Here is a 24544-nt window from a genome sequence, read left to right on the forward strand (position 1 = left end):
CCGCGGAGCATGACGACCGAAGATCGAGCCTTACTCGGCCGGCTTGGAGTCGCTCGCTTCGGCCGTCGCCGCTTTCGCCTTCAGGTTCTTCTCGACGATCGCGACGGCGTAGATCGAGCCCTCGTAGAGAATCATCAGCGGCAGCGCCAGCGACATCTGGCTGATGACGTCGGGCGGCGTCAGCACGGCGGCGATGACGAAAGCGCCGACGATGAAATAGCGCCGCTTCTCGCGGAGCTGCTTCGAGGTCAGCACGCCGATGCGGCCGAGCAGCGTCAGGATCACCGGTAGCTGGAACGCGAGGCCGAAGGCGAAGATCAGCGACATCATCAGCGACAGATATTCGCCGACCTTGGGCAGCAGCTGGATCTGCGCGGTCTCGTCGCCGCCCATCTGCTGCATGCCGAGCGAGAACCGCACCAGCATCGGCAGCACGATGAAATACACCAGCAGCGAGCCGAGCACGAAGAACACCGGCGTCGCCACCAGATAAGGCAGGAAGGCGTTCTTCTCGTGCTTGTAGAGGCCCGGCGCGACGAATTTGTAGATCTGGGTCGCGATGATCGGGAACGAGATGAAGCCGGCGCCGAACATCGCCAGCTTGAGCTGGGTGAGGAAGTACTCCAGCAGCGCGGTGTAGATGAATTTCGAATTCTCCGCCCCGGCGACCCAGACGAACGGCCACACCAGCACGTTGTAGATCTGCTTGGCGAAGAAGAAGCAGAAGATGAAGGCCACGCCGAAGCCGAGCAGCGCCTTGATCAGCCGCGAGCGCAGCTCGATCAGATGATCCATCAACGGCGCCTTGGAGGCCTCGATATCCTCGGCGCTCATGAAGCTTTGGCGTCCTTGGCGGGGTCGGGATGAGTGGGTGCAGGATGGGCGAGATCGGGCGGCGCCAGATCGGGCGTGGCGAGCGCGTGGGTTTCAGCCGGCACCGGGAGCGTGCTGTGCCCGGCCGTCGAAGCGGCCTGCGCTTCGCTGACGATCGCGAGCGGCGCGCCCGCGGTCGCCTGATGAGTCTCGGCTTCGATGAAAGTCTCGGGCGTCGGCGGCTCCGGCGTGGTCGGCATCACCGGCGGCGTGTCGATCGTGTCCTTCTTGTCGATCGCCATCGCACTGGCGACGTCGTCGCTGAGCTTGGTCAGCATGTTGTTGGTGGACAGGCCGGTGGTGGCTTCCTTGACCTCGTCGAAGGATTTCTTGAGGTCGGCCATTTCGGCTTCGCGCATCGCTTCCTGAAACTGGCCCTGGAATTCGGAGGCGAGCTTGCGGGCCTTGCCCATCCATTGCCCGATCGTGCGCAGCACGCCGGGCAACTCCTTCGGGCCGATCGCGATCAGTGCGACGACGCCGATCACCACCAGTTCACTCCACCCGATGTCGAACATGACAAATGCCGAACATGCCAAACTGCGCTTGCGGGCCGACATCGGCAGCCGCCTCAGCGATCACTCCTGCCCGAGGCGGCCTTCAACCACAAGAGCCGTCGACAACAAGAGCCGTCAACGACAAGTAACCTCGACGACAAGTGCCCTCAACGACAAGTGCCTCGACGACAAGTGTCGTCTGCCACAAGCGCCTTTGCTTCGCCACACCGCCGTCGCGCCACTTCAGGGTGGCCCGGCGCCGCCCGGCGAGCGACGCCCGCGTCAGACCGCTTTGCTGCCGACGTCGGTGCGGGTCGGCGCAGCGGCGGTCGGCGCGTTGTGGTCGATCGACTTCACCGGATCGGGCTTTTCGGCAGTCTTTTCATCGTCCTGCAAGCCTTTCTTGAAGGACTTGATGCCCTGCGCGACGTCGCCCATCAGGTCGGAGATCTTGCCGCGACCGAACAGCAGCAGGACGACCGCAATCACGACGATCCAGTGCCAGATACTGAGTGAACCCATCCTGCAATCTCCCGAAACTCGACCGGCGTGCCAGCCCTTGCCCTGTCGAAGAAACTAGGGGCAAAGGCCGCCAAAAACAAGGATTTAAGCCGCGACAACGTCGACGTGATCACCATCGCGGCAGTGGTTCCGGATCGCAATCGACGGTAATCAGCTCGGCTCGTGATCGCCGTTGCGCACGTCGTCTTCGTCGTCGCTCGCAACTGAGTCCGGCTCATCGGTATCAGGCTCCGCCGGCTCCTCGTCCACTTGCTCGGACTCCGCAACTTCGCCACCGGAGAGATCGTCATCGAGCGACTCGAACGCAGCCTCTTCCGGTTCGGCGGCTCCAGCAACCTCGTCCGATTCGGCGTCATCAGTCGCGGCGAGACCAATCCCGGCATCGGCCGACGCCTCATCGACCGTCTCAACCAAGCCGGCCTCGGCGTCGCGGACCTCATCGTCGACGATATCCCCGTCAACGGCCTCGGCGAATCCGGTTTCCGGCTCGGCGGTTTCCGGCTCGGCCGCTTCAGCGGTCCCGATCGACGCTGTCTCCACCTCCCCCTCGGCCTGCCCGGCCTCGGCGGTGGCGCCACCGGCAGCCGCCTCATCGGTCTCCGGGTCGGCGATCGGCGCGAGCGCCAGTTCGAGATCGCCGGATTCCAGCGGATCCTCGTCCTCACGCAACGTCGGATCGTCCGACGGCGTCGGCACGTTGAAGCCGGTCGGCAAGCGGGTATCGAGCAGGCCCGAACCCTTCAGTTCCTCGAGCCCCGGCAGATCGCCGAGCGCCTCGAGGCTGAATTGCGACAGGAACGCTTCGGTCGTGCCGAAAGTCAGCGGCCGGCCGGGCGTCTTGCGGCGGCCGCGCGGGCGAATCCAGCCGGTCTCCAGCAGCACGTCGAGCGTGCCCTTCGAGGTCACCACGCCGCGAATGTCTTCGATCTCAGCGCGGGTGATCGGTTGATGGTAGGCGATGATCGCCAGCATTTCGATCGCGGCGCGCGACAGCTTGCGGGTTTCGGTGGTCTCACGCGTCATCAGCCAGGCGAGATCGCCTGCGGTGCGGAAGGTCCATTTATTGGCGATGCGCACCAGATTGACGCCGCGATGCGCGTAGTCCGCCTGCAGTTGCGCAAGCGCCGCCTTGATGTCGACGCCGTCCGGCATCCGCTTGGCGAGGGCGGACTGATCGAGCGGCTCGGTCGAGGCAAACAGCAGGGCTTCGAGAAGGCGCAGTTCCTCGGGCCGGGTTTGCGGCTGCTGTTCGGTGCCGGCCTCGAATTGTTCGACCTTGGGTTCGAACTCCACGATGCGCTTCTCCGCCAGACTTGCCATGGCTCGCTCTCCTTCTTCCACTCACTACCCTGCCGGAACTTCCGGCACGGCTGCCGCTTCCATCGCTGGAGACGGCGGACGCTTACGAAAATACAAAGGCGCCAGAGGCCCGGCCTGATGCAGCTCGACCTCGCCCTCGCGCACGAGTTCGAGCGCCGCGGCGAAACTCGACGCCAGCACCGTCGCCTTCTGCGTCGGATCGGCCAGGTAGCGGAGCAGATATTCGTCGAGCCGGCTCCAGTCTTCGGCAAGGCCGACCAGACGCTCCAGCGACGCGCGCGCCTCGCTCAACGACCACACCGTGCGCCGCGCCAAATGCACGCTCGCGAGCACGCGCGACTGGCGCTGCGTCGCATAGGCGCTGAGCAGGTCGTACAGCGTCGCCGTGAATCTCGGATGCCGGACCTCGTCGATCGCTTCCGCCATGCCGCGCGGAAAGATATCGCGCTGCAATTGCGGCCGCGTCATCAGCCGGTCCGCCGCTTCGCGGATCGCTTCAAGCCGGCGCAGCCGGTTGGCGAGCGCGGTCGCCATCTCCTCGGCGCTCGGGCCTTCCGCCGCCGGCGGCTCCGGCAACAGCAGGCGCGATTTCAGGAACGCCAGCCACGCCGCCATCACCAGATAGTCGGCGGCCAGTTCGAGGCGGATTTTGCGCGCTTCCTCGATGAACTGCAGATACTGGTCGGCGAGCGCCAGGATCGAAATCTTGTGCAGGTCGACCTTTTGCTGTCGGGCGAGCGTCAGCAGCAGATCGAGCGGACCTTCATAGCCCTCGACATCGATGACGAGCGCATCTTCCTGTTCGACCTGCTCAGCGGGCCGCCCGGTTTCAAACGACAGAATTTCAGCGGTCATGCGCTCATCCCTGCGCGGCCGATCAAGGCTTCGAGTTCGGCGCGCGCGGCGGCGCGGTCGAACATCTGCGGCGGCTTGCGCGACGCCAGCGCCGCCTCGGCGCGTTGCAGCGCCTGGCCTGCCAGCTCCGGCGTCTCGGCGGCGACCTGCCGCATCTCGTCGAGCTTGCCGTTGCAATGCAGGACGACGTCGCATCCCGCCGCGACGATGGCCCGAGTGCGATCGGCGATCGTGCCTTCCAGCGCATTCATCGAGACGTCGTCGCTCATCAGCAGTCCCTGGAACCCGATTCGTCCGCGAATCACCTGATCGATGATTGTCGCAGATGTCGTCGCGGGTTGGGCGGGATCGAGATCGCTGAACACAACATGTGCAGTCATCGCCATCGGCAGATCGGCGAGCGGCTGGAACGCCGCGAAGTCGGAACGCTCGAGTTCCTGGCGCGCCGTATCCACGGTCGGAAGCCGGAAATGGCTGTCCGCCGTCGCCCGTCCGTGGCCGGGGATGTGTTTGAGAACCGGCAACACCGAGCCCTGCTCCAGGCCCTCAGTCACCGCGCGGGCGATCGCCGCCACCTTGGCGGGGTCGGTTCCGTAAGCGCGATCGCCGATCACCGCATCGGCGCCGGCGATCGGCACGTCGGCGAGCGGCAGGCAGTCGACGGTGATGCCGAGATCGGCCAGATCGGCTGCGATCAGACGCGCGCTGAGCCGCGCCGCGGTGAGCCCGAGCTGCGAATCGATATCGTATAGCGCCGAGAACACCGCGCCGCGCGGATAGACCGGCCAATGCGGCGGCCCGAGACGCTGAACCCGCCCGCCTTCCTGATCGATCAGGACCGGGGCGTCGGGCTGGCCGACTTCCTTGCGCAGTTCACAAACCAATCCAGCGACTTGCGCGGGATTGTCGACGTTGCGTTTGAACAGGATGAAGCCCCACGGACGGGTTTCGCGCAAAAACTCGCGCTCCTCGTCGGTAAGGCCCAGGCCGGAGATGCCGGTGATGAAAGCGCGCGAAGTCATAAGGGCCGCTTAGCCCGCGCGCGCCTCCAGGGTCAAGGAAACGGCCGTTAATTCCTCTGGACGACGCACTGTCCGCCGGCACTTTTTAGGTTGCCGCAGAGTTGCTGGGCTTCGTCGGGGCTTCCGAACGGGCCAACCATGGCGCGGTAATACACGCCCTTGCTGCCGAGATCGGCGCGCTTGATCAACGGCGCGCGCGGACCGAGCACCGATGGGAACTTGCTCTGCAATGCCCGATACGACGCCTTGGCGTCGGCCTCGCTCTTCTGGGACGACACCTGCACCACGTAGCCACCAGCTCCGGCCGATTCAGCAGGCGGCAGCGAAGCGACGCGCTGGTTGGACGACGGCGCAGGGGCCGCGTTCGGGGCCAGCGACAGCGGCGCGTTGCCGGCCGACGCATTGGCGTCCTCGACCTGGCGAGCCGCCGGACGTTGCGCGGGAGCAGCCGGAGTCGGCGGCGGCGTCCGCGCTGCCTGCCGCGCAGGCGCAGCGGCGTTGACCGGCGCCGCGGCCTGATCGGCCTGATCCGGACGGATGCTGAAGGTCTTGATCTTGCGCGGCTCCTCGCCGGAGATCGTGCCATTGTTCGGCGGCAGGTTCGGCTTCGGTCCCGGCGCGACGCTGGCGACGCCCGGCGGATTGGGATTCTGATTGAGCTGAGGCAGCACCACCCGCGCACCCTGCCCGGCACGCGACGGATCGGCCGGCTTCTCTTCGCGCGACACCAGCGCTTCGATGTTGTTGGCGGCCGCGAGCCGGTCCTGGATCGGCTTGCCGGAGGCGTCCGCGGAGGCCGAAGGCGTCGCCATCACCTTGGTCGGGCTCGTATCGGCCTTGATTACAGGCGGCTCACCGCTGCGGCCGCCGCCGCTGAACGTGCGATAGGCGAATGCGCCGCCGGTGCCGATGACGGCAAGCGCCAGCACCGCGGCCACGGTCATCATGTTGTTGCGGCGGGGCTTGTAGGCGCGGCTGTCCGGCTCCTCGGCATAGCCGTCGTCATAGCCGTAAGGCGCTTCGGGATAATTCGCGTCCGGGCGCACCTGGGCGGGATCGAGCTGGCCATATAACGCGTCGTCATATCGACCTTGCGCATAATGCGGCTGATCCAACGGCAGCGGCAGCGGCGGTTGGGTAACGTGCCGCGGATCGAAATGACTCGGATCGAGAGGGCTGGAATCGAAATGGCTCTGATCGAGACGGCTCTGATCGAGAGGACCTTGATCGAGAGGACGTTGATCAAGAGGACCTTGATCGAGAGGACTTGGGTCGAACGGCGTCTGAGCGTAGCCGCCCGCATCCGCCAGCCGCGGCGCGGCGGCGGTGACGAAGGACGGCGGACGGCGGAAATCGGGCTCGGGCTCCGGCGCCGGTTCAGGAGTGGCGGCGCGGCGATGCTGCATCCAGGCCGGCATCGGCGGCGGCGGCGCATCGTCCTCGATCGGCGGCGCCTGATTGCTCGGGCGGAAGTCGGTCGCGCGGGAGTGCTGCCGACCAGCCGCAGCTTGATTGCCGAACGGATCGTTCTGACCGATCAGGCGGGCGAGTTCGGCGAGCGGGTCGGTTTCGGTCTTGCGTTGCGCATGAGCCGAGCCGGTCTCGTCGTCGTCCGCCGGGTAAGGTCGGTGCTGATATCGATCGGTCATGTGTTGTTGCGTCCCATTCGGGAAAGCCGCCAAACCCGCTACTGCAGAAGATAGACTGCTCTCAAAAAGCCGCTCCAGATCCCCATCTGACCGGCTGTCCCCCTACCGCATCTCGTCCGGCGCTGTGACGCCGAGCATGGCAAGCCCAGATGCCAGAACCGAGACGACGCCCTGGACCATCGCCAGTCGCGCCTTGGTAATCTCTGCATCATTATTGATAATGAAGCGTAAATGAGGCAAATCGCGGCCGCGCGTCCAGAGCGCGTGAAATTCGCTGGCGAGATCATACAGATAGAAGGCGACCCGGTGCGGCTCATGGGCCAGCGCCGCGGCCTCCACGGTGCGCGGGAACAGCGCCAGCCGCCGCAGCAGATCGAGCTCCGCCGGGTCGGTCAGCCGCTCCGTCTTGGCATCCTTCAGGAACGCGATCCGGGCGTCGGTCGATTCCGGCAGGTCCGGGAACGCCTCCCGGGCGTTGCGGAAGATCGAATGGCCGCGGGCATGGCCGTACTGGACGTAGAAAACCGGATTGTCCTTCGACTGCTCGATCACCTTGGCGAGGTCGAAATCGAGCACCGCGTCGTTCTTGCGGAACAGCATCATGAAGCGGACGGCGTCGGAACCGACCTCGTCGACCACCTCGCGCAGCGTGACGAAGTCGCCGGCCCGCTTCGACATCTTCACCGGCTCGCCGTTGCGCAACAGCCGGACGAGCTGGACGATCTTGACGTCGAGCGCGCCCTTGCCTTCGGTCACCGCGGTGATCGCCGCCTGCATCCGCTTGATGTAGCCGCCATGGTCGGCGCCCCAGACGTCGACCATATTGCCGAAGCCGGCGTCGAACTTCACCTTGTGATAGGCGATGTCGGAGGCGAAGTAAGTGTAGGAGCCGTCGGACTTCAGCAGCGGACGATCGACGTCGTCGCCATAGGCGGTGGCGCGGAACAGGGTCTGCTCGCGGTCCTCATAGTCCTCGACCGGCGCGCCCTTCGGCGGCGGCAGCCGGCCCTGATAGACGTCGCCCTTGGCGCGGAGAAAATCGATCGTGTCGGCGACGCGATTGCGATCACCCTCGATCAGCGAACGCTCCGAGAAAAACACTTCGTGGGTGATCGCAAGCGCGGCGAGATCGCCTTTGATCATCTCCATCATCATCGCGATCGACTTCGCGCGTACCAGCGGAAGCCATTGCGGCTCAGGCATTTCCTTCAACGCCGAGCCGTGCTCGGCAGCCAGCTCCGCGCCGACCGGGACCAGATAGTCGCCCGGATAGAGCCCGTCCGGAATGGCGCCGATGTCTTCGCCGAGCGCCTCGCGGTAGCGCAGGAAAGCGGAGCGCGCCAGCACGTCGACCTGGGCGCCGGCGTCATTGATGTAGTACTCGCGGGTGACGTCATAGCCGGCCGCGTCGAGCAAATTCGCCAGCGCGTCGCCGAACACCGCGCCGCGGCAATGGCCGACATGCATCGGCCCGGTCGGATTGGCGGAGACGTATTCGACGTTGACCTTCTCGGCCCCGCCGACCCGGCTGCGGCCGTAGGCGGAGCCCTCGTCGAGCACCGCGCGCAGCGCCTGCGCCCACACCGCCGGTTTCAGGGTCAGATTGATGAAGCCGGGACCGGCGATCGCAACCTCGGCGATCTGGTCCTCGGCCCGAAGCTTCTCGGCGATCTTGTCGGCGAGATCGCGCGGCTTCGCCTTGGCGTCCTTCGCCAGCACCATCGCGGCGTTGGTCGCCATGTCGCCATGCGAGGCGTCCTTCGGCGGTTCGACCACGATGCGCGCGAGATTGATCCCCGCGGGCAGCACGCCCTCGTCGGTCAGCACGGCGCAGACGGCGTGCACGCGCGCGAGGACATGGGCGAAAAGATGCGTCGAGATCGGTTGATCGGGCATGGCTGCAGTTTTGATTGGGGGATGGCCATTGTCGGCCGGTCCGGCCGCCTAACGCAAATCCGGAGTCGAGTCAAAAAGCCGCTGGTGTTCGGTCAGCGCATAGCGGTCGGTCATGCCGGCGATGAAATTGCGGATCCGTCGCAGCCGGTCGGCTTCGCACTCGGCGACCGGCCCATCGGTCGGCAGCCAGTCCGGCGGCAGATCGGCCGGATGGTCGCAATAGCGCTGGAACAGGTCGGCGACGATCGCCTCGGCGTCGCGCATCACCGCCATGACGCGGTTTGCCCGATACATGTGGGTCCAGAGGAATGCCTTGATCTCGGCTTCCGCGGCGGCCGTCTCGATCGGGAACGCCACCATCGCCGAACTGGCGTGACGCACCTCCTCGGCCGAGCGCGGCGCGGCCTCGCCCAGTCGCCGCATGGTCTCGGCGGTCACCGCGCCGATCAAATGCGAGATCAGCTCGCGCACCAGCTCGGCGCCGCGCCGGCTTTCGTCGAGCGCCGGATAGCGCCGCGCGATGCCGTCGATGATCGATGCGATCAGCGGCACGGCGCGCAGATCGTCGACGCGGAACAGCCCGGCGCGCAGCCCGTCGTCGATGTCGTGGGCGTCGTAGGCGATGTCGTCGGCAATCGCCGCGACCTGGGCCTCGAGCGAGGCAAAGCTCCACAGCTCGAGGTCGAAGCGCTGGCTGAACTCGACAATCCCGATCGGCACGCCGCGCTCGGCGTAGCGCGGCAGCGGCCGGCCGGCGCGATCGGTGAGCGGGCCGTTATGCTTGACCACGCCTTCGAGCGTTTCCCAGGTCAGGTTCAACCCGTCGAATTCCGGATAGCGGTGCTCGAGTGCGGTCAGCACCCGCAGGGTCTGAGCGTTGTGATCGAAGCCGCCATGGGCGCGCAGGCAGGCGTCGAGCGCGCGCTCACCGGCATGGCCGAACGGCGGATGGCCGAGATCGTGCGCCAGCGCCAGCGTCTCGGTCAGATCCTCGTCGAGCCCGAGCTGGCGCGCGATCGCCCGGGCGATCTGGGCGACTTCGAGGCTGTGGGTCAGACGGGTGCGGTAATGATCGCCCTCGTGGAACACGAAGACCTGGGTCTTGTGCTTGAGCCGGCGGAAGGCGTTGGAGTGGATCACCCGGTCGCAATCACGCCGAAAAGCACTGCGGTTGTTGCTCGGCGGCTCGGCGAACTGCCGGCCGCGGCTGCGGTCCGGATCGCAACCATAGGCTGCGCGAGGAGCTGCCATTCCGACCGACACGCTGAAGCTATCCCTGACCTGTTTGATTCTGCGGCACAGTGCACTTAACTATGGCTTGCACGGAAATCCAATGACGGCACAATCCCCTGCAGGGATATGGAGCGACAAATGACGGACAGCAGCGTCACCATCAGCGAACGGGCGGCGCGCCGGATCGGCGAAATTCTGAAAGGTGAAGGCAACGGCGCGATGCTGCGGATCAGCGTCGAAGGCGGCGGCTGCTCGGGCTTTCAGTACAAATTCGACGTCGATCGCGCCCAGACCGACGACGATCTGGTGATCGCGCGCGACGGCGCGGTGGTGCTGGTCGACTCCGCCTCGGTGCCGTTCCTCGCCGGTTCGGAAGTCGACTTCGTCGACGATTTGATCGGCGCGTCGTTCCGCGTCAACAATCCGAACGCCACTTCCGGCTGTGGCTGCGGCACCAGCTTCTCGATGTGACACAGTAAGTTGGACGCCGACTTGAACGCCGCGACGCAGCGCGGCGTCCGACTGCCTTGATGGTCCGAAGGCCGCGCGCCGAAAGTTCTTCGACGTTGAGACGCTGGGTCAAGAGAAACGACGCGTCTGCATCTCCCGCGCTTGCTGATGGTTCCCGCTTCCATTATGGCGGAACCCAAACAACCCGCCCATCGATCATCGCCAGACAGCAGGTTTGACGGACACGGCTTGCGTCACCCGCGCAGGCCGATGACGGGTCTTGCGTGGTGGAATTGTCGATGTCGATGTCAGTGACCTCTGAGGTTTCGCAGCGCCCCCGCCTCCTCACCGGATTTCGCGTCGGCTTGATCACCGCGCTGGTGCTGTCGCTTGTGTTCGGGGCGATGATCGCGATCACCTTCTCGATGCAGAACGAGGTGATCGCGCATGACCGCGACGATCAGATGGGCGCGATCAGCCAGGCGATCACCGCGGCGCTCGACCAGGCCGGACGCTTCGCGCTGACGCAAGCCGAGACCACCGCGCGGCATGCTGCCGTCGCCCGAGCCCTGGCGGCCGGCGATCGCGCCGCGCTGTCGGAGCTAGCCGGCGGCACTTACGCCTACCTCAAAACCCAGGGCGTTCCGGTGTTCGGCTTTCACGCCGCAGACATGACCTACCTGCTCCGTCTGCATCTGCCGGACAAGTTCGGCGACGACCTGACCAAAATCCGGCCGATGGTGCTCGCGGCCAACAAGACCGGCCGCTCGCAGGTCGGCCTCGAGATCGGCATCGCCGGCACCTTCGTGCGCGGCATCGCCGTGGTCCGCGACGGCGACCGCTTCGTCGGCACGGTGGAGACCGGCCTCAACCTCGAACCGATCCTGGAGCAGGTGAAGGCGCTGACCAACGCCGATATCGCCGTGGTGCTCAGCCAGTCGCTCGCAGATCTGCCGCCACGCGGCGCGAGCCAGAACGGCGCGGGCGAAACATTCGGCGACCTGATGGCGCTGGCCTCCACCGACACGCAGCTTTTCAACGGCCTGTTGCGTGACGGCGCGATCCGGCTGACGCGCACCCGGGACGTCAGCGCGCACCAACTCCAGGGCGGCAGCGCCGCCGTCCTGGTGCAGCCGCTGATCGATTTCTCCGGCCGGATGATCGGCAACATCGCTGCGGTGAAAACCTTCCCCGCGCACGGCGCCGCGCTGCAGCGAACTCGCACCGAACTGATCGCGGCGGCGATGATCGGCGCTATTCTCGCCTTCGTCGTTTTCTCAGTCCTGGCGCGGATGATCGCGATGCGCGGTCAGTCTTAGGATGCGGACGGTTCTCGCGCTGCTGCTGGTGTTGGCGGCCGGACTGCTCGCCGGTCCGGTTCGGGCCGGCGCCGACAAAGAAGGCTTGCCGGACGGCGTCGAATTGCCGGTGCAGGTGCGGATCGGACTGCGCGTCCTGGACATCACCGAGGTCAAGGAAGTCGCCGGCCGCGCCCGGCTCTCTATCGAGGTCACCCAACGCTGGACCGACCCGCGCCGGCGGTTCGACCCGATTCAGGTCGGCGCCGCGCGGATCGATCGCGTCGGCGACGAGGCGGCGCAGTTCATCGCCTCGATCTGGACGCCGGGTGTCGCGATCGACAACCAGATCGGCGAGCCGCGCTCCAAGACCGAGGCGGTCTCCGCTTACGCCGACGGCGGCATCGTGCTGGTCGAACGTTATGAGGCCGACTTCCGCGTGCCGATCAACATGTCGGCGTTTCCGTTCGATCGCCAGAAACTGCCGCTGTCGTTTTCGCTGCCGCGCTACGCCAAGCAGGATGCGATGCTGGTCACCACCGAATCCGACCGTTTGTTCTCGCGGATCGAAAGCAAGCTGTCGGTGATCGACTGGCGGCCGCTCGATCTGAGCTTCTTCTACGACGAGGCCGCCGGCTGGAACGCGCGCAGCTATTCGCGGCTCAACGTCACGGTCGGCATCGAACGGCTGTCGGAGCGCTATCTGCTGCGGCTGTTCATTCCCATCGTGTCGACGCTGGCGGTGTCGCTGTTCGTGCTGTGGATTCCCGGTACGGCGCCCAAGGACCATGGCGGCCTGGTGTTCTCGGCGCTGCTCGCGCTCGCAGCGATCAGTTTCACCTATGAGGCGAGCTTCCCAGGCTCGATCTCGTTGAACACCCCGATCGCGAAGATCATCTCACTCGGCTATTTCTATCTGGTGATCGTGGTGCTGATCGACGCACTTCTGTGGAAGCCGCGCTCCGATCCCGCTTCGCGGTTTCACGAACTCGCATCCGGCTTACGCTCGCATAGCCGATGGGCGCTGCCCTCGATCATGGTGATCGTCTGTCTGGCGCTGGTGGTGCGCGGACTGCCTGCGTGAGCTGGCCGCGAACGAGACAAAGCCGGGAGCCTTGATCAGGTGCTCCCGGCGATAGTCTATGGCGGTTTAGCTGCGCAACGGGCGACAGCGTAGACGGGTCTTGCGGACGCTACGAAAACGTACCCGTCGTCCCCGCCAGCGCCGTACACATCGCGCCCTTGTAGGGGCCGCCGGTCGGCCCGACCTGATACTCCTTGAACACCGCAAGGCCGCCCGGGTTGTTGAGGTTGGTGATCGTCGTGGGCAGATTGAAGTTCCCGGCAGTGCCGGTCGAGATCACGCCGGTTCCGGCTTCGTTCAGGACCTGCGCATTGAGCGCGTCCGCCAGGACCCGCCCGAAGGAATTGACGGACCGCTCGACCAGGCCCAGCGCGCCGTTGGCCAGTTGGCTCACCGCCATGTTCTTCACCGTCCAGGTGCCGTCGATATTGTAGGTCACGTTGAACGTCGTGAAGCCGGGAGTCGCGTCGCAGATCGCGGCGTTGATCGACGAGTTCGTGAAATTCATCACGGTGCCCGCCGTGTAGGTCCCCGTCTGCACGTAGAACTTGATGACCGGCTGACAGTCGAGATTGGAGGTCGGCTGAGCCGTCACGAAGTTCGACAGGGTGATCGCGCCGGACAGCGACTGCACGGCCGACCCCGCATTGTAGTTCGCGAGCACCGGATTGAAGGTCGGCGTCACGATCCGGAACGACCCCGACTGCGGCCCCGCCGTCCAGGCCGGAACGGACAGCCCCAACGAGGGCGAGACGGTCATATTCGTAGTGTTGTTGGTCTGCGGACCGCCGGCCGCCGAAGTCAGATTGATCGCCTGAATGGCGGCCAACTGACCCGAGGGTTGTCCGACCTCAGGCGGCGCCACCTGCTGTTGGACGCCTGCATAATACTGCAGGATCATCGTGAAGGTGAGCACCGCGCCCGACGTGCTGTAGGGCAACAGGGCCTGGCTATACAGGCTGTTGGTGTAGACCTGCGGCCCGCCGGAATACGACGCCGGCTGTTGGAAGAAGAAGAAGTTCTGCAGCGAGTTACTGTTGTTCGTCACATTGATGGTGATGGTCGTCGTCATTTGTACCTCCCGCCGGCCCCGCCGGCCTCGGTTCCCTCCGGTCGGAATCAACCAGAGGTTGTGCAACTTTAACGAGAATATTTAGGGTTAACGCCACTCTGAGTTGCACGTTGAGCAAGTTGCATCCGAAACCACTTGCGCCAGGCGCAAGGGCCGGCTCGGTCAGGGCCGACTGCTTTCGCGGTCAGGGTCGACCGCGTTCGTCCAGGAGGGAGTTGACGAAAGAGACCAGCAGCGCGCTGGATTGTTCGGTGAGGGCCGCTTCCGCGCGGCGCATACACGACAGGAAGCTGGATTCGCCTTCCGGCGTCTGCTGCTGTCGGCACGGCCTGACGGCATCTATCCGGCCTGCCCCGGTCAGCAGCCAATCGAGCGAGACATCGAGTGTCCGGCACAGCAGCACGGCATGGTCGATCGACATCGGTCGGTTGTTCTTCCAGCGGGTGATCGTGCTTTCGTTGACGCCCATGGCGAAGGCCAGCGCGTGCTGCTTTGTCATCCCCCGCAGTTGCATCGCCTCGACCATTCTCTCCCCTCGATTCGACATGCAAATACTCCGCAGCCTGCTCATCGCGTTCGAACTGAGATTATTACGCTGCAGCCACCGACCAAGTCGTCACGCCCGAGACAACGACGGCGCGCCAATAGGTGGGTGAGACAGATATGCGTGGGCAAGTCATCGCGGAGCGTCGGGCCGATTTCGCGGCCGCAACACCTGCTGCACGGCCGGCTCGAGACGCCGCTCCGCGGATCGGCACCCGGGCTCGCAAGCCAGAAGACCGGAGCCGGTCCTACTCCGCCGCGACCGCGCGCCGCCGCTCGCCATCGGCCAGCTCCTCGAGCTGCGGTTCGAGCCGGCGCTTCAGCTTCCGGTCGATCTTGTCCAGATAGATGTAGATCACCGGCGTGATGAACAGCGTCAGCAATTGCGAGACGCACAGGCCGCCGACCACGGCGACGCCCAGCGGCTGACGCAGTTCGGCGCCGGCGCCGGTGCCGAGCGCGACCGGCAGCGTGCCGAAGATCGCCGCGAAGGTGGTCATCATGATCGGCCGGAACCGCAGCAGCGCCGCCTCGCGGATCGCGTGCTCGGCGGACAGCCCGACGCGCCGCCGCTCCAGCGCGAAATCGACCATCATGATCGCGTTCTTCTTGACGATGCCGACCAGCATCACGATGCCGATCATCGCGATCACCGACAACTCCATGTTGAACAGCATCAGCGTCAGGATCGCGCCGATGCCGGCCGACGGCAGGCCGGAGATAATCGTGATCGGGTGGATGAAGCTCTCGTACAGGATGCCGAGAATGACGTAGGCCGCGAACACCGCGGCGAGGATCAGCACGCCCTGCCCGCGCAGGCTTTCCTGAAACACCTGGGCGGTGCCGGAGAAGCCGGTCACGATCGTCACCGGCAGATTGGAGGCCTGCTCGATCTGCGTGATGCGGTCGACCGCAGCGCCGAGCGACTGGCCTTCGGCGAGGTTGAACGAGATCGTCACCGCCGGCTGCTGGCCCTGGTGATTGATCTGCAGCGGACCGACGCTCGGCACCATCCTCGCCACCGCGTCGATCGGGATCGTCTGGTTGTTGGCCGTCTTCAGATAGAGCTTGGAAATGTCGTTTGGATCGCCGCGGAACTCCGGCTGCACTTCGAGAATGATCTGGTAGTCGTTCGACGGCATGTAGATGGTGCCGACCTGGCGCGAGCCGTAGGCGTTGTAGAGCTGGTTGCGCACCTGATCGACGGTGATGCCGTAGACCGCCGCCTTTTCGCGGTCGATCTCGACCGTCATCTGCGGGTTCTTGATGTACAGGTCGGTGGTGACGTCGAGCAGCCCCGGCAATTTGGCGATCTTGTCGCGCATCTCCGGCGCCAGCCGGTACAGCGCTTCGGTGTCGCCGCTCTGCATCACGTATTGATACTGGCTCTTGGAGATGCGGCCGCCGACCGACAGGTTCTGGATGCTCTGAAAGAACGCCTGCATTCCCGGGACCTGCCCGGCCTTCTGGCGCAACCGGGCGATCACCTTGGCGGCGTCGTCACGCTCCTTGATCGGCTTCAGCGCGATGAACAGCCGGCCGTAATTCGCTGTGGGATTGGGACCGCCGGCGCCGACGGTGCTGTTGATGTAGTCGACCGCGGGATCGCTCTTCAGTACCTGCACCAGCGCGAGCTGGCGGTCCTTCATCGCCTCGAACGAGGTGTCGGTCGCGGCCTCGGTGACGCCGATCAGGAAGCCGGTGTCCTCCTGCGGAAAGAACCCCTTCGGCACGATCATATAGAGATAGATGGTGCCGCCGAGCGTCGCGAAGGTCACCAGCAACATCAGGAATTTGTGCGCCAGGACGTGGTCGAGCGCCCATTCATAGCCGCGCAGCCAGGCGCTGAACATCGCCTCGAAGCCGCGCAGGATGATGTTCTCCTTCTTCGCCGGATCGTGCGCCTTGAGCATACGGGCGCACAGCATCGGCGTCAGTGTCAACGACACGAAGCCCGACACCAGGATCGCCACCGCGATCGTCACCGAGAACTCGCGGAACACGCGGCCGACGATGCCGCCCATCAGCAACACCGGAATGAACACTGCGATCAACGAGAAGGTGATCGAGATGATGGTGAAGCCGATCTCGCGCGCGCCCTTCAGCGCCGCCTCGAACGGCCGCATCCCGTGCTCGACATGGCGCATGATGTTCTCGAGCATGACGATGGCGTCGTCGACCACGAAGCCGACCGACAGCGTCAGCGCCAGCAGCGTCATGTTGTTGATCGAGAAGTCGAGCATGTACATCACGGCGAAGGTGCCGAGCAGCGAGATCGGCACCGCGAGCGCTGGAATGAAGGTCGCCGAGGCCTTACGCAGGAACAGGAAGATCACCATCACCACCAGGACGACGGCGATCGCCAGCGTCTCCTGAACGTCGAACACCGCCTGGCGCACCGACACCGAGCGGTCCATCATCACGTTCATCTCGACCGAGGGCGGGATCTGCGCCCGCAACGACGGCAGCATCGCGCGGACGCCATCGACGACGGCCACGGTGTTGGCGTCGGGCTGCTTCTGGATCGCGAGCACGATCGCGCGCTCGCCGTTGAACCAGGTCGCGAGTCGGTCGTTCTCGACGCTGTCGTAGATCTTGGCGACCTCGTCGAGCTTCACTGGCGAGCCGTTGCGCCACGCCACCACGACGTGGCGATAGTCCGCAGCCTTGTCCATCTGGCCGGAGGCCTGCAGGGCGATGTCCTGCTTGGGCCCGCTCATGGTGCCGACCGGCGTCGAGGAGTTGGCGCGCGACACCGCGGTGCGGATGTCCTCGAGCGACAGCCCGCGGGCCGCCGCCGCAACCGGATCGGCCTGAACCCGCACCGCGAATTTCTGCGTGCCGTAGATCACCACCTGGGCGACGCCCGGGATTTGCGACAACGCCTGCCCGATCGTGATGTCGCCATACTCGTTGACGGCCGACAGCGGCAGCGTCGACGAGCTCAGCGCCACGAACAGCACCGGAAACTCCGCCGGGTTCACTTTGCGGAAGCTCGGCGGCGTGGTCATTTCGATCGGCAATCGCCGCTGCGCGATCGTCAGCGCGGTCTGCACGTCGAGCGCGGCGGCGTCGATGTTGCGGCCGAGGTCGAACTGGATGGTGATGACCGAGGTGCCCTGCGACGAACTCGACGACATCGAGGAAATGCCGGCGATGGTCGAAAGCTGGCGCTCGATGATGCCGGCGACCGAAGCCGCCATGGTGTCGGCGCTGGCGCCGGGCAACGTCGCGCTCACCGCGATGGTCGGGAAATCCACCTTCGGCAACGCCGAGACCGGCAGCAGGCGGTAGCCGAAAATCCCGAAGACGATGATCGACGCCGTGATCAGCGTGGTCATCACCGGCCGGCGGATACACAGCTCCGAGAGGGTCATGGTCTCAGGCTCCGGCCTTGCGGCTGCGGGACTCGACCTTGGTGCCCTCCGACAGCAGCAGTTGGCCGTCGGTCACGATATCCTCGCCGCCGGCGAGGCCTGCGGCGATCACGGTTTCGCCCTCGAAGGTGCGGCTGACGGTGACCGGCTGAACATGCGCGGCGCCATCCTTGACCACGAACACGAAGTTGCCGGTCTGGCTGCGTTGCACCGCGACGGTCGGAACGGCGACGGCGTCCTCGGTCCGGATCGTCAGCTTGGTATTGACCAGCGTGCCGGGCCAAAGCGTCTCGTTGCCATTGTCCATGATGCCGCGGACCGTGACCATGCCGGTGGTGGCGTCGACGCTGTTCTCGACCATCGCCATTTTGCCGACCTCCGACCGGCCGCTGCCCGGAATGGTGGCGACAACCTTGGTGGATTCCGCCTTCATCGCGTCGCGCAGATCGACCAGCACGCGCTGAGGTACCGCGAAGGTGACGTAGACCGGCGCCATCTGGTTGATGGTTGCCAGCGACGCGGTGTCGGCGGGGCGAACGAAGTTTCCAATCTTGACGTTGGCCGCGCTGATACGGCCGGAGAACGGCGCGCGGATCATCGTGAAGCTCTTCTGGACCTTGAGATTGTCCAGCGCCGATTGCGCCCCCTTGATCGTGCCGGCCAGGATGTCGGCCTGGGTTTTGGCGTTGTCGAGATTGACCTGGGTGGTGGCACCCTTCGCGATCAGTTCGCCATAGCGGCGCAGATCGCGTTCAGCGCCGGCGAGCTGCGCGCGATCGCGGGCGAGATTGCCCTCGGCCTGTTCGATCTGGGCGTCGATCTGCCGTGCGTCGAGGGTGAACAGCAGGTCACCTTCCTTGACCCGCGCGCCGTCCTCGAAATGCACAGCGAGGATCGTGGTTTCGAGCCGTGATTTCAGCGCCACGCTGGAGATCGGCGTCACCGTGCCGATCGCGTCGACGTCGACCGGGACCGGTTTGCGCACCGCTTTGACCATGTCGACCGCCACCACGCGCGGACGCTGCGCGCCCTTGGTCGCGATCTGCTTTTCGGAGAAGTACGGTCGAAGCGCGACGAAGGCGACGGCGGCTGCGCCCAGCACGATCGCAATGATGATCCAGCGACGTATTCTCATGCCACCCCGCGTTCTTGCCGCGCCGGGCGGCATCGCCCGTATGCGCGCTCCCAGGGCGTCAATCCGCCCGATTTTTCTGAGACTTACCACACCCCCGACAGGCGTGGTATGCCAGCGTTCGGAAATTTTGATTCAACGGATCACGACATGCGGATAGCCACCTGGAACGTGAACTCGGTCAGGCAGCGGATCGATCATCTGGTGAGCTGGCTGAAGGCGTGCGAGCCGGACGTGGTCTGCCTGCAGGAGATCAAATGCGTCGACGAGGCGTTCCCGCGCGAGCCGATCGAGGCGCTCGGCTACAACATCGTCACCCACGGCCAGAAAACCTTCAACGGCGTCGCGCTGCTCTCCAAATATCCGCTCGAGGAAGCCACCCCGCGTCTGGCCGGTGACGAGACCGACGTCCACGCCCGATTCCTCGAAGGCGTGGTGTCGCTGAAGCGCGGCGTGGTCCGCGTCGCCTGCCTCTATCTGCCCAATGGTAACCCGGTTGAAACCGAGAAATATCCTTACAAACTCAGCTGGATGTCGCGACTTCTTCAGTATTCAAAGGAACGACTGAAGACCGAGGAGCCGCTGATCCTGGCCGGCGACTTTAACGTCATCCCGCAGGCCTCGGATGTCTACAATCCGGCCGGCTGGGTCGACGATGCGCTGTTCCGGCCGCAGACCCGCGAGAGCTTCCAGGCCCTGCTCGGCCTCGGCCTCACCGACGCCCTGCGCGCCACCACCGACGCCCCGGGTCAGTACACTTTCTGGGACTATCAGGCCGGCGCCTGGCAGAAGAATTGGGGCATCCGCATCGACCACCTGCTGCTGTCGCCGCAGGCCGCCGACCGGTTGGTCGGGGTCGGAATTGATAGCCACGTTCGCAACTGGGAAAAGCCGTCGGACCACGTGCCGGTGTGGGCGGATTTCGATTTCGAAACCGCTTGAGCGTCCAGTTTCGAATGTCGAACGAGACACTCGGGGCGACAGCGACCGCTCTAGGTTATTGTTTGAGCATGACCTTTTCCGGAAACCGGTATCCACTTTTCGGGATCATGCTCGAGTTCAGTCCCGCCGTCCCTGCACCCAGTGCTCGAGCATCTGCAGAGCCATGGCGCGGTCGTCGTCGGAAGCCTTGGCGAAAGCCCTGTTGTAGCTTTCCCTGATCCAGATCTCGTCCGGCGTCGCGCTGTCGCGGGCGAGGGTCAGCCACATCAGACCGCGAGCGGCCTGCCGGGGCAGCTTGTCTCCATTGAACAGCAACTGGCCGAGCATCGCCTGGGCCTGATGCTGGCCCTTCTGCGCCGCGAGGCCGAGCCAGCGCGCGCCATAGCGGAAATCGCGCGGCATACCGATGCCGTCGATATACAGCCGCGCCAGATCGTATTGCGCGTCGGCATTGCCGAAATACGAGGCGGCGTAGGAGAACATCTCCCGCGCCCGCTCCGGGTCGCGCTTGATCTTCGAATTGGGGATGCCGTCGAGGTAGTAGCGGCCGAGCGCGACGAAGGCATTGGCGACCACGGCAGCCTGCGGCGCGGACGGGCTGTCCTCGGCGTGGGCATTGGCGATCTTGCTGAAATAATCGAAGGCGCGCAGATCGTCCTGCGCCACGCCGTTGCCGTCGGCATACATCCGGCCGAGCCGCCACTGCGCGATCGGGTGGCCGCCTTCGGCGGCGTATTGCAGCGCGGTGAGCGAGGTCGTTGTGGTCTCCGACGGGATCGCCTTCTTCAGCGCAGGCGCAGTGCCGGGCTGCGACGAGGCCACCGGGATCGCGGTGTTCTCCGGATTGACCGGAGTGCCCTCGAAGGCGAAAGCCGGCGCCATGGCGGCCGTGGCAGCCATCACCAACGCAACAAGACTGGTACGCTCAAACATCCGCATAGCACTGCTTCTCGGCCGCCCCGCCCGGATGAGTCACAGCGCCGCTGACTGCGGGCCCGACCTGCTGGGCATATTTCCAAAGCGCACCCGACGTGTGGTTTGTCGCGCGATGCGCCCATTCGGACTTGCGCGCGGCCAGTTCGTCGTCGGTCAAATTTACGTCAAGCGTTCCGGCCTCGGCGTCGATGACGATGATGTCACCGTCGCGCAGCAGCGCGATCGGACCGCCCAGCGCCGCTTCCGGGCCGACATGGCCGATGCAGAAGCCGCGGGTGGCGCCGGAGAACCGGCCGTCGGTGATCAGCGCGATCTTGCCGCCCATACCCTGGCCGGTCAGCGCCGCAGTGGTGGCGAGCATTTCCCGCATTCCGGGGCCGCCCCGCGGCCCCTCGTAGCGGATCACGAGGACCTCGCCTTCCTTGTAGGTCCGCTTCTGCACCGCCTCGAACGCGTCTTCCTCGCGATCGAAGCAGCGGGCAGGCCCGGAAAACTTCAGGTTCGACATTCCCGCGACCTTCACGATCGCACCTTCTGGTGCGAGGTTGCCCTTCAGCCCGACGACGCCCCCAGTCACGGTGATCGGATGGTTCGCCTGCCGCACCACGTCCTGATGCGGATTCCACTTCACGGCTTTCAGATTCTCGGCAATCGTCCGTCCCGTGACGGTCAGGCAGTCGCCGTGGAGGAAGCCATGATCGAGCAGGGTCTTCATCAGGAGCGGTATGCCGCCAACTTCATACATGTCTTTGGCGACATAACGGCCGCCTGGCTTCAAATCCGCGATATATGGTGTCTTTTTGAAGATTTCGGCGACATCAAACAGATCGAACTTGATACCACATTCATGCGCGATCGCTGGTAGGTGCAGCGCAGCATTGGTCGAGCCGCCGGACGCTGCTACCACCGCGGCTGCATTCTCCAGCGCCTTGCGGGTGACGATGTCGCGCGGCCGGATGTTGGCGGCGATCAGCTCCATCACCTTCTCGCCGGCCGCCGTGCAGAACGCATCGCGAATTTCGTAAGGAGCAGGTGCGCCGGCCGAATACGGCAGCGCCAGGCCGATCGCCTCGGACACGGTCGCCATGGTGTTGGCGGTGAACTGCGCGCCGCAGGCGCCGGCCGACGGACAGGCGACCCGCTCGATTTCGTCGAGGTCGTCGTCCGACATCTCGCCGACCGAGTGCTTGCCGACCGCCTCGAACATGTCCTGAACGGTGACCTGCTGGCCCCGGAAGGTGCCCGGCAGGATCGAGCCGCCATAGATGAAGATCGACGGCACGTTGAGCCGGACCATCGCCATCATCATCCCGGGCAGAGACTTGTCGCAGCCGGCCAGCCCGACCAGCGCGTCATAGGAGTGGCCGCGGATTGTGAGCTCAACGGAGTCGGCGATCACCTCGCGCGACGGCAGCGATGAGCGCATGCCCTCGTGGCCCATGGCGATGCCGTCAGTCACGGTGATGGTGCAGAATTCGCGCGGGGTGCCGCCGGCGGAGGCGACGCCCTTCTTGACCGCCTGAGCCTGCCGCATCAGCGAAATGTTGCAGGGCGCGGCCTCGTTCCAGCACGACGCCACCCCGACGAACGGCTGGTGGATCTGCTCGGTGGTGAGGCCCATGGCGTAGAGGTAGGAGCGATGGGGCGCGCGCGCCGGCCCTTCGGTCACGTGCCGGCTGGGGAGCTTCGACTTGAGCGTTGTCTTCGCGTCCATCGCTTACCCGCTTCCAGACCCGTTCTGGTCTGGCCCCGCCCGAGACGGGGATGATTTAATCAACCGCCTAAGCCGCTTTGTTGCTCGGCTCTGCTGGGGATGATGATCTCATTGAGCGGTGTGGCTAAAAAGCGGCGCACGCAAGAGCGACCGTCGAAGACGGTTAAATGATCAGGAACTGTGGCGTGTCAGCAACAAGCGTTGCCGCGCGGACACCCTTATGTACGGTTAGTGACGGATAGCGTCAGGCGTTGAGCACCTGGCCGTAGGCGTCGAGCACGGCTTCCTTCATCATCTCCGACAGCGTCGGGTGCGGGAAGACGGTGTGCATCAGCTCTTCCTCGGTAGTTTCGAGGTTCATCGCCACCACATAACCCTGGATCAGCTCGGTGACTTCGGCGCCGATCATATGCGCCCCGAGCAACTGGCCGGTCTTCTTGTCGAAGATCACTTTGACCAGGCCCTGATCCTCGCCGAGCGCGATCGCCTTGCCGTTGCCGGCGAACGGGAAGCGGCCGACCCGGATCTCCCGCCCCTCCTCCTTCGCCTTGGCCTCTGTCAGGCCGACAGAGGCGATCTGCGGATTGCAGTAGGTGCAGCCCGGGATCAGCTTCTTGTCGAGCGGGTGCGGATGCAGGCCCTTGATCGCCTCGACGCAGATCACGCCCTCATGCTCGGCCTTGTGCGCCAGCATCGGCGGGCCGGCGACGTCGCCGATCGCGTAGATGCCGGGCACGCTGGTTCGGCCCAGACCGTCCGTGACGATGGTGCCGCGCTCGATCTTCAGGCCGAGCTTTTCCAGCCCGAGGTTCTCGACATTGCCGACCACGCCGACCACCGAGATCACCCGGTCGAATTCCTGCGTCTCGGGCTTACCGTTGCCGGGATCGATCGTGGCGACCACGCTGTCGGCCTTCTTGTCGAGCCGGGTGACCTTGGCGCCGGTCATGATGGTGATGCCCTGCTTCTCGAACCGCTTGCGGGCGAGCCCCGCGATCTCGGCATCCTCGACCGGCAGGATCTGCGGCAGCACCTCGACCACGGTGACCTTGGCGCCCATGGTGTGGAAGAACGAGGCGAACTCGATGCCGATCGCGCCGGAGCCGACCACCAGCAACGACTTCGGCATCTTCTCCGGCACCATCGCCTCGAAATAGGTCCAGACCAGCTTCTGGTCCGGCTCGAGCCCCGGCAGCACCCGCGGCCGCGCGCCGGTGGCGAGGATGATGTGCTTGGCCTGATAGCTGCCGGGTGGAAGCGCGCCCTTCGGCGCCTCGGTCTTGGACGCGGCGACCGTGACCTTGCCGGGCGCGTCGATCGTGGCCGCGCCCCAGATGATGCTGATCTTGTTCTTCTTCATCAGGAAGCCTACGCCGTCATTGAGGCGCTTCGACACCCCGCGCGAGCGCGCCACCACCGCCTTCGGATCGAACGAGACGTTGTCGGCCGACAGCCCGTAATCCTTGGCGTGCTGCATGTAGTGATAGATCTCGGCCGAGCGCAGCAGCGCCTTGGTCGGGATGCAGCCCCAGTTCAGACAGATGCCGCCGAGATACGACTTCTCGACGATCGCGGTCTTAAACCCGAGCTGCGCCGCCCGGATCGCCGCGACATAGCCGCCGGGGCCGGAGCCGATGATGATGACGTCGAAGGCGGTGTCGGACATAACTACTCGCTCTTTGTTGTCTTCCCCTCTCCCCTTGTGGGAGAGGGTGGATGCGCGCCGTCAGGCGCGCAGCCGGGTGAGGGGTCGGGCACGGCATCCCAAATCGACTCGAGCACGGCCTGCGAACGCGCGAGGATATCGTTGTTCCAGAAGCGAAGGATGCGAAAGCCGCGATCCATCAAGTCCTGATCGCGCGCTTGATCCCTCTCGCTATCAGCGTGCTGACTTCCATCGGCTTCCACGATCAACCGTTGCTCGAAACAGACAAAATCGACTATCCAAGAGCCAATGGGCACCTGGCGGCGAAACTTCAGGTGAGCCAGCCGTCGCGACCGCAAGAGCCGCCAAAGAGCGCGTTCCGCATCGGTAGCGCCCGCGCGAAGCGTCTTCGCAAAAGCTCTTTGTTGATGCGGCACACGCTGGATCATGCCCCCTCACCCGGCCGCCTGCGGCGGCCACCCTC

General features: G+C 65.2%; 21 protein-coding genes. 4 read left to right on the forward strand and 17 right to left on the reverse strand.

Translation table 11 applies throughout. From position 1 onward, the window contains the following. Positions 1-30: 30 nt before the first annotated feature. From tatC to BMY71_RS12300, 9 genes are all read right to left on the reverse strand, one after another. The gene (tatC, locus tag BMY71_RS12260) at positions 31-834 is read right to left on the reverse strand and encodes a twin-arginine translocase subunit TatC (RefSeq protein ID WP_092684016.1); all 804 of its coding nucleotides are present in this window, start codon (positions 832-834) and stop codon (positions 31-33) included. Next, a complete protein-coding gene (tatB, locus tag BMY71_RS12265; protein WP_080506365.1) occupies positions 831-1391 on the reverse strand; it encodes a Sec-independent protein translocase protein TatB in 561 nt (186 codons plus the stop codon). Before tatB ends, tatC begins: the two co-directional genes overlap by 4 nt. A gap of 261 nt (positions 1392-1652) precedes the next feature. Further along, positions 1653-1892 (reverse strand): twin-arginine translocase TatA/TatE family subunit, encoded by a 240-nt coding sequence (locus BMY71_RS12270; RefSeq protein WP_011503195.1) that lies wholly within the window; start codon positions 1890-1892, stop codon positions 1653-1655. A 150-nt stretch (positions 1893-2042) separates the two neighbouring features. Then, positions 2043-3212, reverse strand: coding sequence for an SMC-Scp complex subunit ScpB (scpB, locus tag BMY71_RS12275; protein ID WP_092684018.1), 1170 nt, complete (start codon positions 3210-3212; stop codon positions 2043-2045). 24 nt (positions 3213-3236) lie between these two features. After that, on the reverse strand, positions 3237-4067 hold the full coding sequence (locus tag BMY71_RS12280; protein WP_092684020.1) for a segregation and condensation protein A: 831 nt from the start codon (positions 4065-4067) through the stop codon (positions 3237-3239). Next, complete coding sequence (nagZ, locus tag BMY71_RS12285) at positions 4064-5089, reverse strand: beta-N-acetylhexosaminidase (protein ID WP_092684022.1); 1026 nt, start codon at positions 5087-5089, stop codon at positions 4064-4066. Before nagZ ends, BMY71_RS12280 begins: the two co-directional genes overlap by 4 nt. A gap of 47 nt (positions 5090-5136) precedes the next feature. Then, entirely contained in the window at positions 5137-6738 is a 1602-nt protein-coding gene (locus tag BMY71_RS12290) for an SPOR domain-containing protein (protein WP_092684024.1), read from the reverse strand. A 102-nt stretch (positions 6739-6840) separates the two neighbouring features. Next, the gene (gene argS, locus BMY71_RS12295) at positions 6841-8634 is read right to left on the reverse strand and encodes an arginine--tRNA ligase (RefSeq protein ID WP_092684026.1); all 1794 of its coding nucleotides are present in this window, start codon (positions 8632-8634) and stop codon (positions 6841-6843) included. Between the two features lie 48 nt (positions 8635-8682). Next, complete coding sequence (locus tag BMY71_RS12300; RefSeq protein WP_092684028.1) at positions 8683-9897, reverse strand: deoxyguanosinetriphosphate triphosphohydrolase; 1215 nt, start codon at positions 9895-9897, stop codon at positions 8683-8685. Between the two features lie 108 nt (positions 9898-10005). On the opposite strand from BMY71_RS12300, the gene erpA reads away from it, so the two are divergent. The 3 genes from erpA (at position 10006) to BMY71_RS12315 (ending at position 12699) form a co-directional block, all read left to right on the forward strand. Next, positions 10006-10338 (forward strand): iron-sulfur cluster insertion protein ErpA, encoded by a 333-nt coding sequence (gene erpA, locus BMY71_RS12305; RefSeq protein ID WP_011503202.1) that lies wholly within the window; start codon positions 10006-10008, stop codon positions 10336-10338. A gap of 278 nt (positions 10339-10616) precedes the next feature. After that, a complete protein-coding gene (locus tag BMY71_RS12310) occupies positions 10617-11636 on the forward strand; it encodes a cache domain-containing protein (RefSeq protein ID WP_092684030.1) in 1020 nt (339 codons plus the stop codon). 1 nt (position 11637) lies between these two features. Further along, on the forward strand, positions 11638-12699 hold the full coding sequence (locus BMY71_RS12315) for a ligand-gated ion channel (protein WP_092684032.1): 1062 nt from the start codon (positions 11638-11640) through the stop codon (positions 12697-12699). A gap of 109 nt (positions 12700-12808) precedes the next feature. On the opposite strand, the gene BMY71_RS12320 is transcribed toward BMY71_RS12315, so the two are convergent. The 4 genes from BMY71_RS12320 to BMY71_RS12335 all read right to left on the reverse strand — a co-directional run bounded on the left by BMY71_RS12320 (position 12809) and on the right by BMY71_RS12335 (position 18826). Next, the gene (locus BMY71_RS12320; RefSeq protein WP_011503205.1) at positions 12809-13771 is read right to left on the reverse strand and encodes a hypothetical protein; all 963 of its coding nucleotides are present in this window, start codon (positions 13769-13771) and stop codon (positions 12809-12811) included. A 184-nt stretch (positions 13772-13955) separates the two neighbouring features. Continuing rightward, on the reverse strand, positions 13956-14297 hold the full coding sequence (locus BMY71_RS12325; RefSeq protein ID WP_244526042.1) for a helix-turn-helix domain-containing protein: 342 nt from the start codon (positions 14295-14297) through the stop codon (positions 13956-13958). 265 nt (positions 14298-14562) lie between these two features. After that, complete coding sequence (locus BMY71_RS12330) at positions 14563-17691, reverse strand: efflux RND transporter permease subunit (RefSeq protein WP_092684036.1); 3129 nt, start codon at positions 17689-17691, stop codon at positions 14563-14565. A 4-nt stretch (positions 17692-17695) separates the two neighbouring features. Beyond that, positions 17696-18826, reverse strand: a complete 1131-nt coding sequence (locus tag BMY71_RS12335; RefSeq protein WP_092684038.1) for an efflux RND transporter periplasmic adaptor subunit — start codon at positions 18824-18826, stop codon at positions 17696-17698. 147 nt (positions 18827-18973) lie between these two features. Here BMY71_RS12335 and xth point away from each other — a divergent pair, with 147 nt between their 5' ends. Continuing rightward, complete coding sequence (xth, locus tag BMY71_RS12340; protein WP_092684221.1) at positions 18974-19765, forward strand: exodeoxyribonuclease III; 792 nt, start codon at positions 18974-18976, stop codon at positions 19763-19765. Positions 19766-19882: 117 nt separating this feature from the next. On the opposite strand, the gene BMY71_RS12345 is transcribed toward xth, so the two are convergent. The 4 genes from BMY71_RS12345 to BMY71_RS12360 all read right to left on the reverse strand — a co-directional run bounded on the left by BMY71_RS12345 (position 19883) and on the right by BMY71_RS12360 (position 24509). After that, positions 19883-20704 (reverse strand): tetratricopeptide repeat protein, encoded by an 822-nt coding sequence (locus BMY71_RS12345; protein ID WP_011503210.1) that lies wholly within the window; start codon positions 20702-20704, stop codon positions 19883-19885. Next, positions 20691-22415 carry a dihydroxy-acid dehydratase gene (gene ilvD / locus BMY71_RS12350; protein ID WP_092684039.1) on the reverse strand — a complete coding sequence of 575 codons (1725 nt, stop codon included), beginning with the start codon at positions 22413-22415 and terminating at the stop codon, positions 20691-20693. The genes BMY71_RS12345 and ilvD overlap by 14 nt, the downstream gene beginning before the upstream one ends. A gap of 244 nt (positions 22416-22659) precedes the next feature. Further along, complete coding sequence (gene lpdA, locus BMY71_RS12355) at positions 22660-24081, reverse strand: dihydrolipoyl dehydrogenase (protein WP_092684041.1); 1422 nt, start codon at positions 24079-24081, stop codon at positions 22660-22662. A 2-nt stretch (positions 24082-24083) separates the two neighbouring features. Further along, positions 24084-24509 (reverse strand): endonuclease domain-containing protein, encoded by a 426-nt coding sequence (locus tag BMY71_RS12360; RefSeq protein WP_011503213.1) that lies wholly within the window; start codon positions 24507-24509, stop codon positions 24084-24086. Positions 24510-24544 lie beyond the last annotated feature (35 nt).

The organism is Rhodopseudomonas pseudopalustris, from assembly GCF_900110435.1.
Taxonomy (GTDB): Bacteria; Pseudomonadota; Alphaproteobacteria; order Rhizobiales; family Xanthobacteraceae; genus Rhodopseudomonas; species Rhodopseudomonas pseudopalustris.

Bases quoted from the DNA above. Each gene is read 5' to 3' on its own strand.
- xth (WP_092684221.1), top strand. From the start codon at position 18,974: ATGCGGATAGCCACCTGGAACGTGAACTCGGTCAGGCAGCGGATCGAT.
- BMY71_RS12320 (WP_011503205.1), bottom strand. From the start codon at position 13,771: ATGACGACGACCATCACCATCAATGTGACGAACAACAGTAACTCGCTG.
- BMY71_RS12290 (WP_092684024.1), bottom strand. From the start codon at position 6,738: ATGACCGATCGATATCAGCACCGACCTTACCCGGCGGACGACGACGAG.
- BMY71_RS12360 (WP_011503213.1), bottom strand. From the start codon at position 24,509: ATGATCCAGCGTGTGCCGCATCAACAAAGAGCTTTTGCGAAGACGCTT.
- tatB (WP_080506365.1), bottom strand. From the start codon at position 1,391: ATGTTCGACATCGGGTGGAGTGAACTGGTGGTGATCGGCGTCGTCGCA.
- BMY71_RS12280 (WP_092684020.1), bottom strand. From the start codon at position 4,067: ATGACCGCTGAAATTCTGTCGTTTGAAACCGGGCGGCCCGCTGAGCAG.
- scpB (WP_092684018.1), bottom strand. From the start codon at position 3,212: ATGGCAAGTCTGGCGGAGAAGCGCATCGTGGAGTTCGAACCCAAGGTC.
- lpdA (WP_092684041.1), bottom strand. From the start codon at position 24,081: ATGTCCGACACCGCCTTCGACGTCATCATCATCGGCTCCGGCCCCGGC.
- BMY71_RS12315 (WP_092684032.1), top strand. From the start codon at position 11,638: ATGCGGACGGTTCTCGCGCTGCTGCTGGTGTTGGCGGCCGGACTGCTC.
- BMY71_RS12325 (WP_244526042.1), bottom strand. From the start codon at position 14,297: ATGGTCGAGGCGATGCAACTGCGGGGGATGACAAAGCAGCACGCGCTG.
- BMY71_RS12330 (WP_092684036.1), bottom strand. From the start codon at position 17,691: ATGACCCTCTCGGAGCTGTGTATCCGCCGGCCGGTGATGACCACGCTG.
- argS (WP_092684026.1), bottom strand. From the start codon at position 8,634: ATGCCCGATCAACCGATCTCGACGCATCTTTTCGCCCATGTCCTCGCG.
- BMY71_RS12335 (WP_092684038.1), bottom strand. From the start codon at position 18,826: ATGAGAATACGTCGCTGGATCATCATTGCGATCGTGCTGGGCGCAGCC.
- BMY71_RS12310 (WP_092684030.1), top strand. From the start codon at position 10,617: ATGTCGATGTCAGTGACCTCTGAGGTTTCGCAGCGCCCCCGCCTCCTC.
- tatC (WP_092684016.1), bottom strand. From the start codon at position 834: ATGAGCGCCGAGGATATCGAGGCCTCCAAGGCGCCGTTGATGGATCAT.
- nagZ (WP_092684022.1), bottom strand. From the start codon at position 5,089: ATGACTTCGCGCGCTTTCATCACCGGCATCTCCGGCCTGGGCCTTACC.
- ilvD (WP_092684039.1), bottom strand. From the start codon at position 22,415: ATGGACGCGAAGACAACGCTCAAGTCGAAGCTCCCCAGCCGGCACGTG.
- BMY71_RS12345 (WP_011503210.1), bottom strand. From the start codon at position 20,704: ATGCGGATGTTTGAGCGTACCAGTCTTGTTGCGTTGGTGATGGCTGCC.
- BMY71_RS12270 (WP_011503195.1), bottom strand. From the start codon at position 1,892: ATGGGTTCACTCAGTATCTGGCACTGGATCGTCGTGATTGCGGTCGTC.
- erpA (WP_011503202.1), top strand. From the start codon at position 10,006: ATGACGGACAGCAGCGTCACCATCAGCGAACGGGCGGCGCGCCGGATC.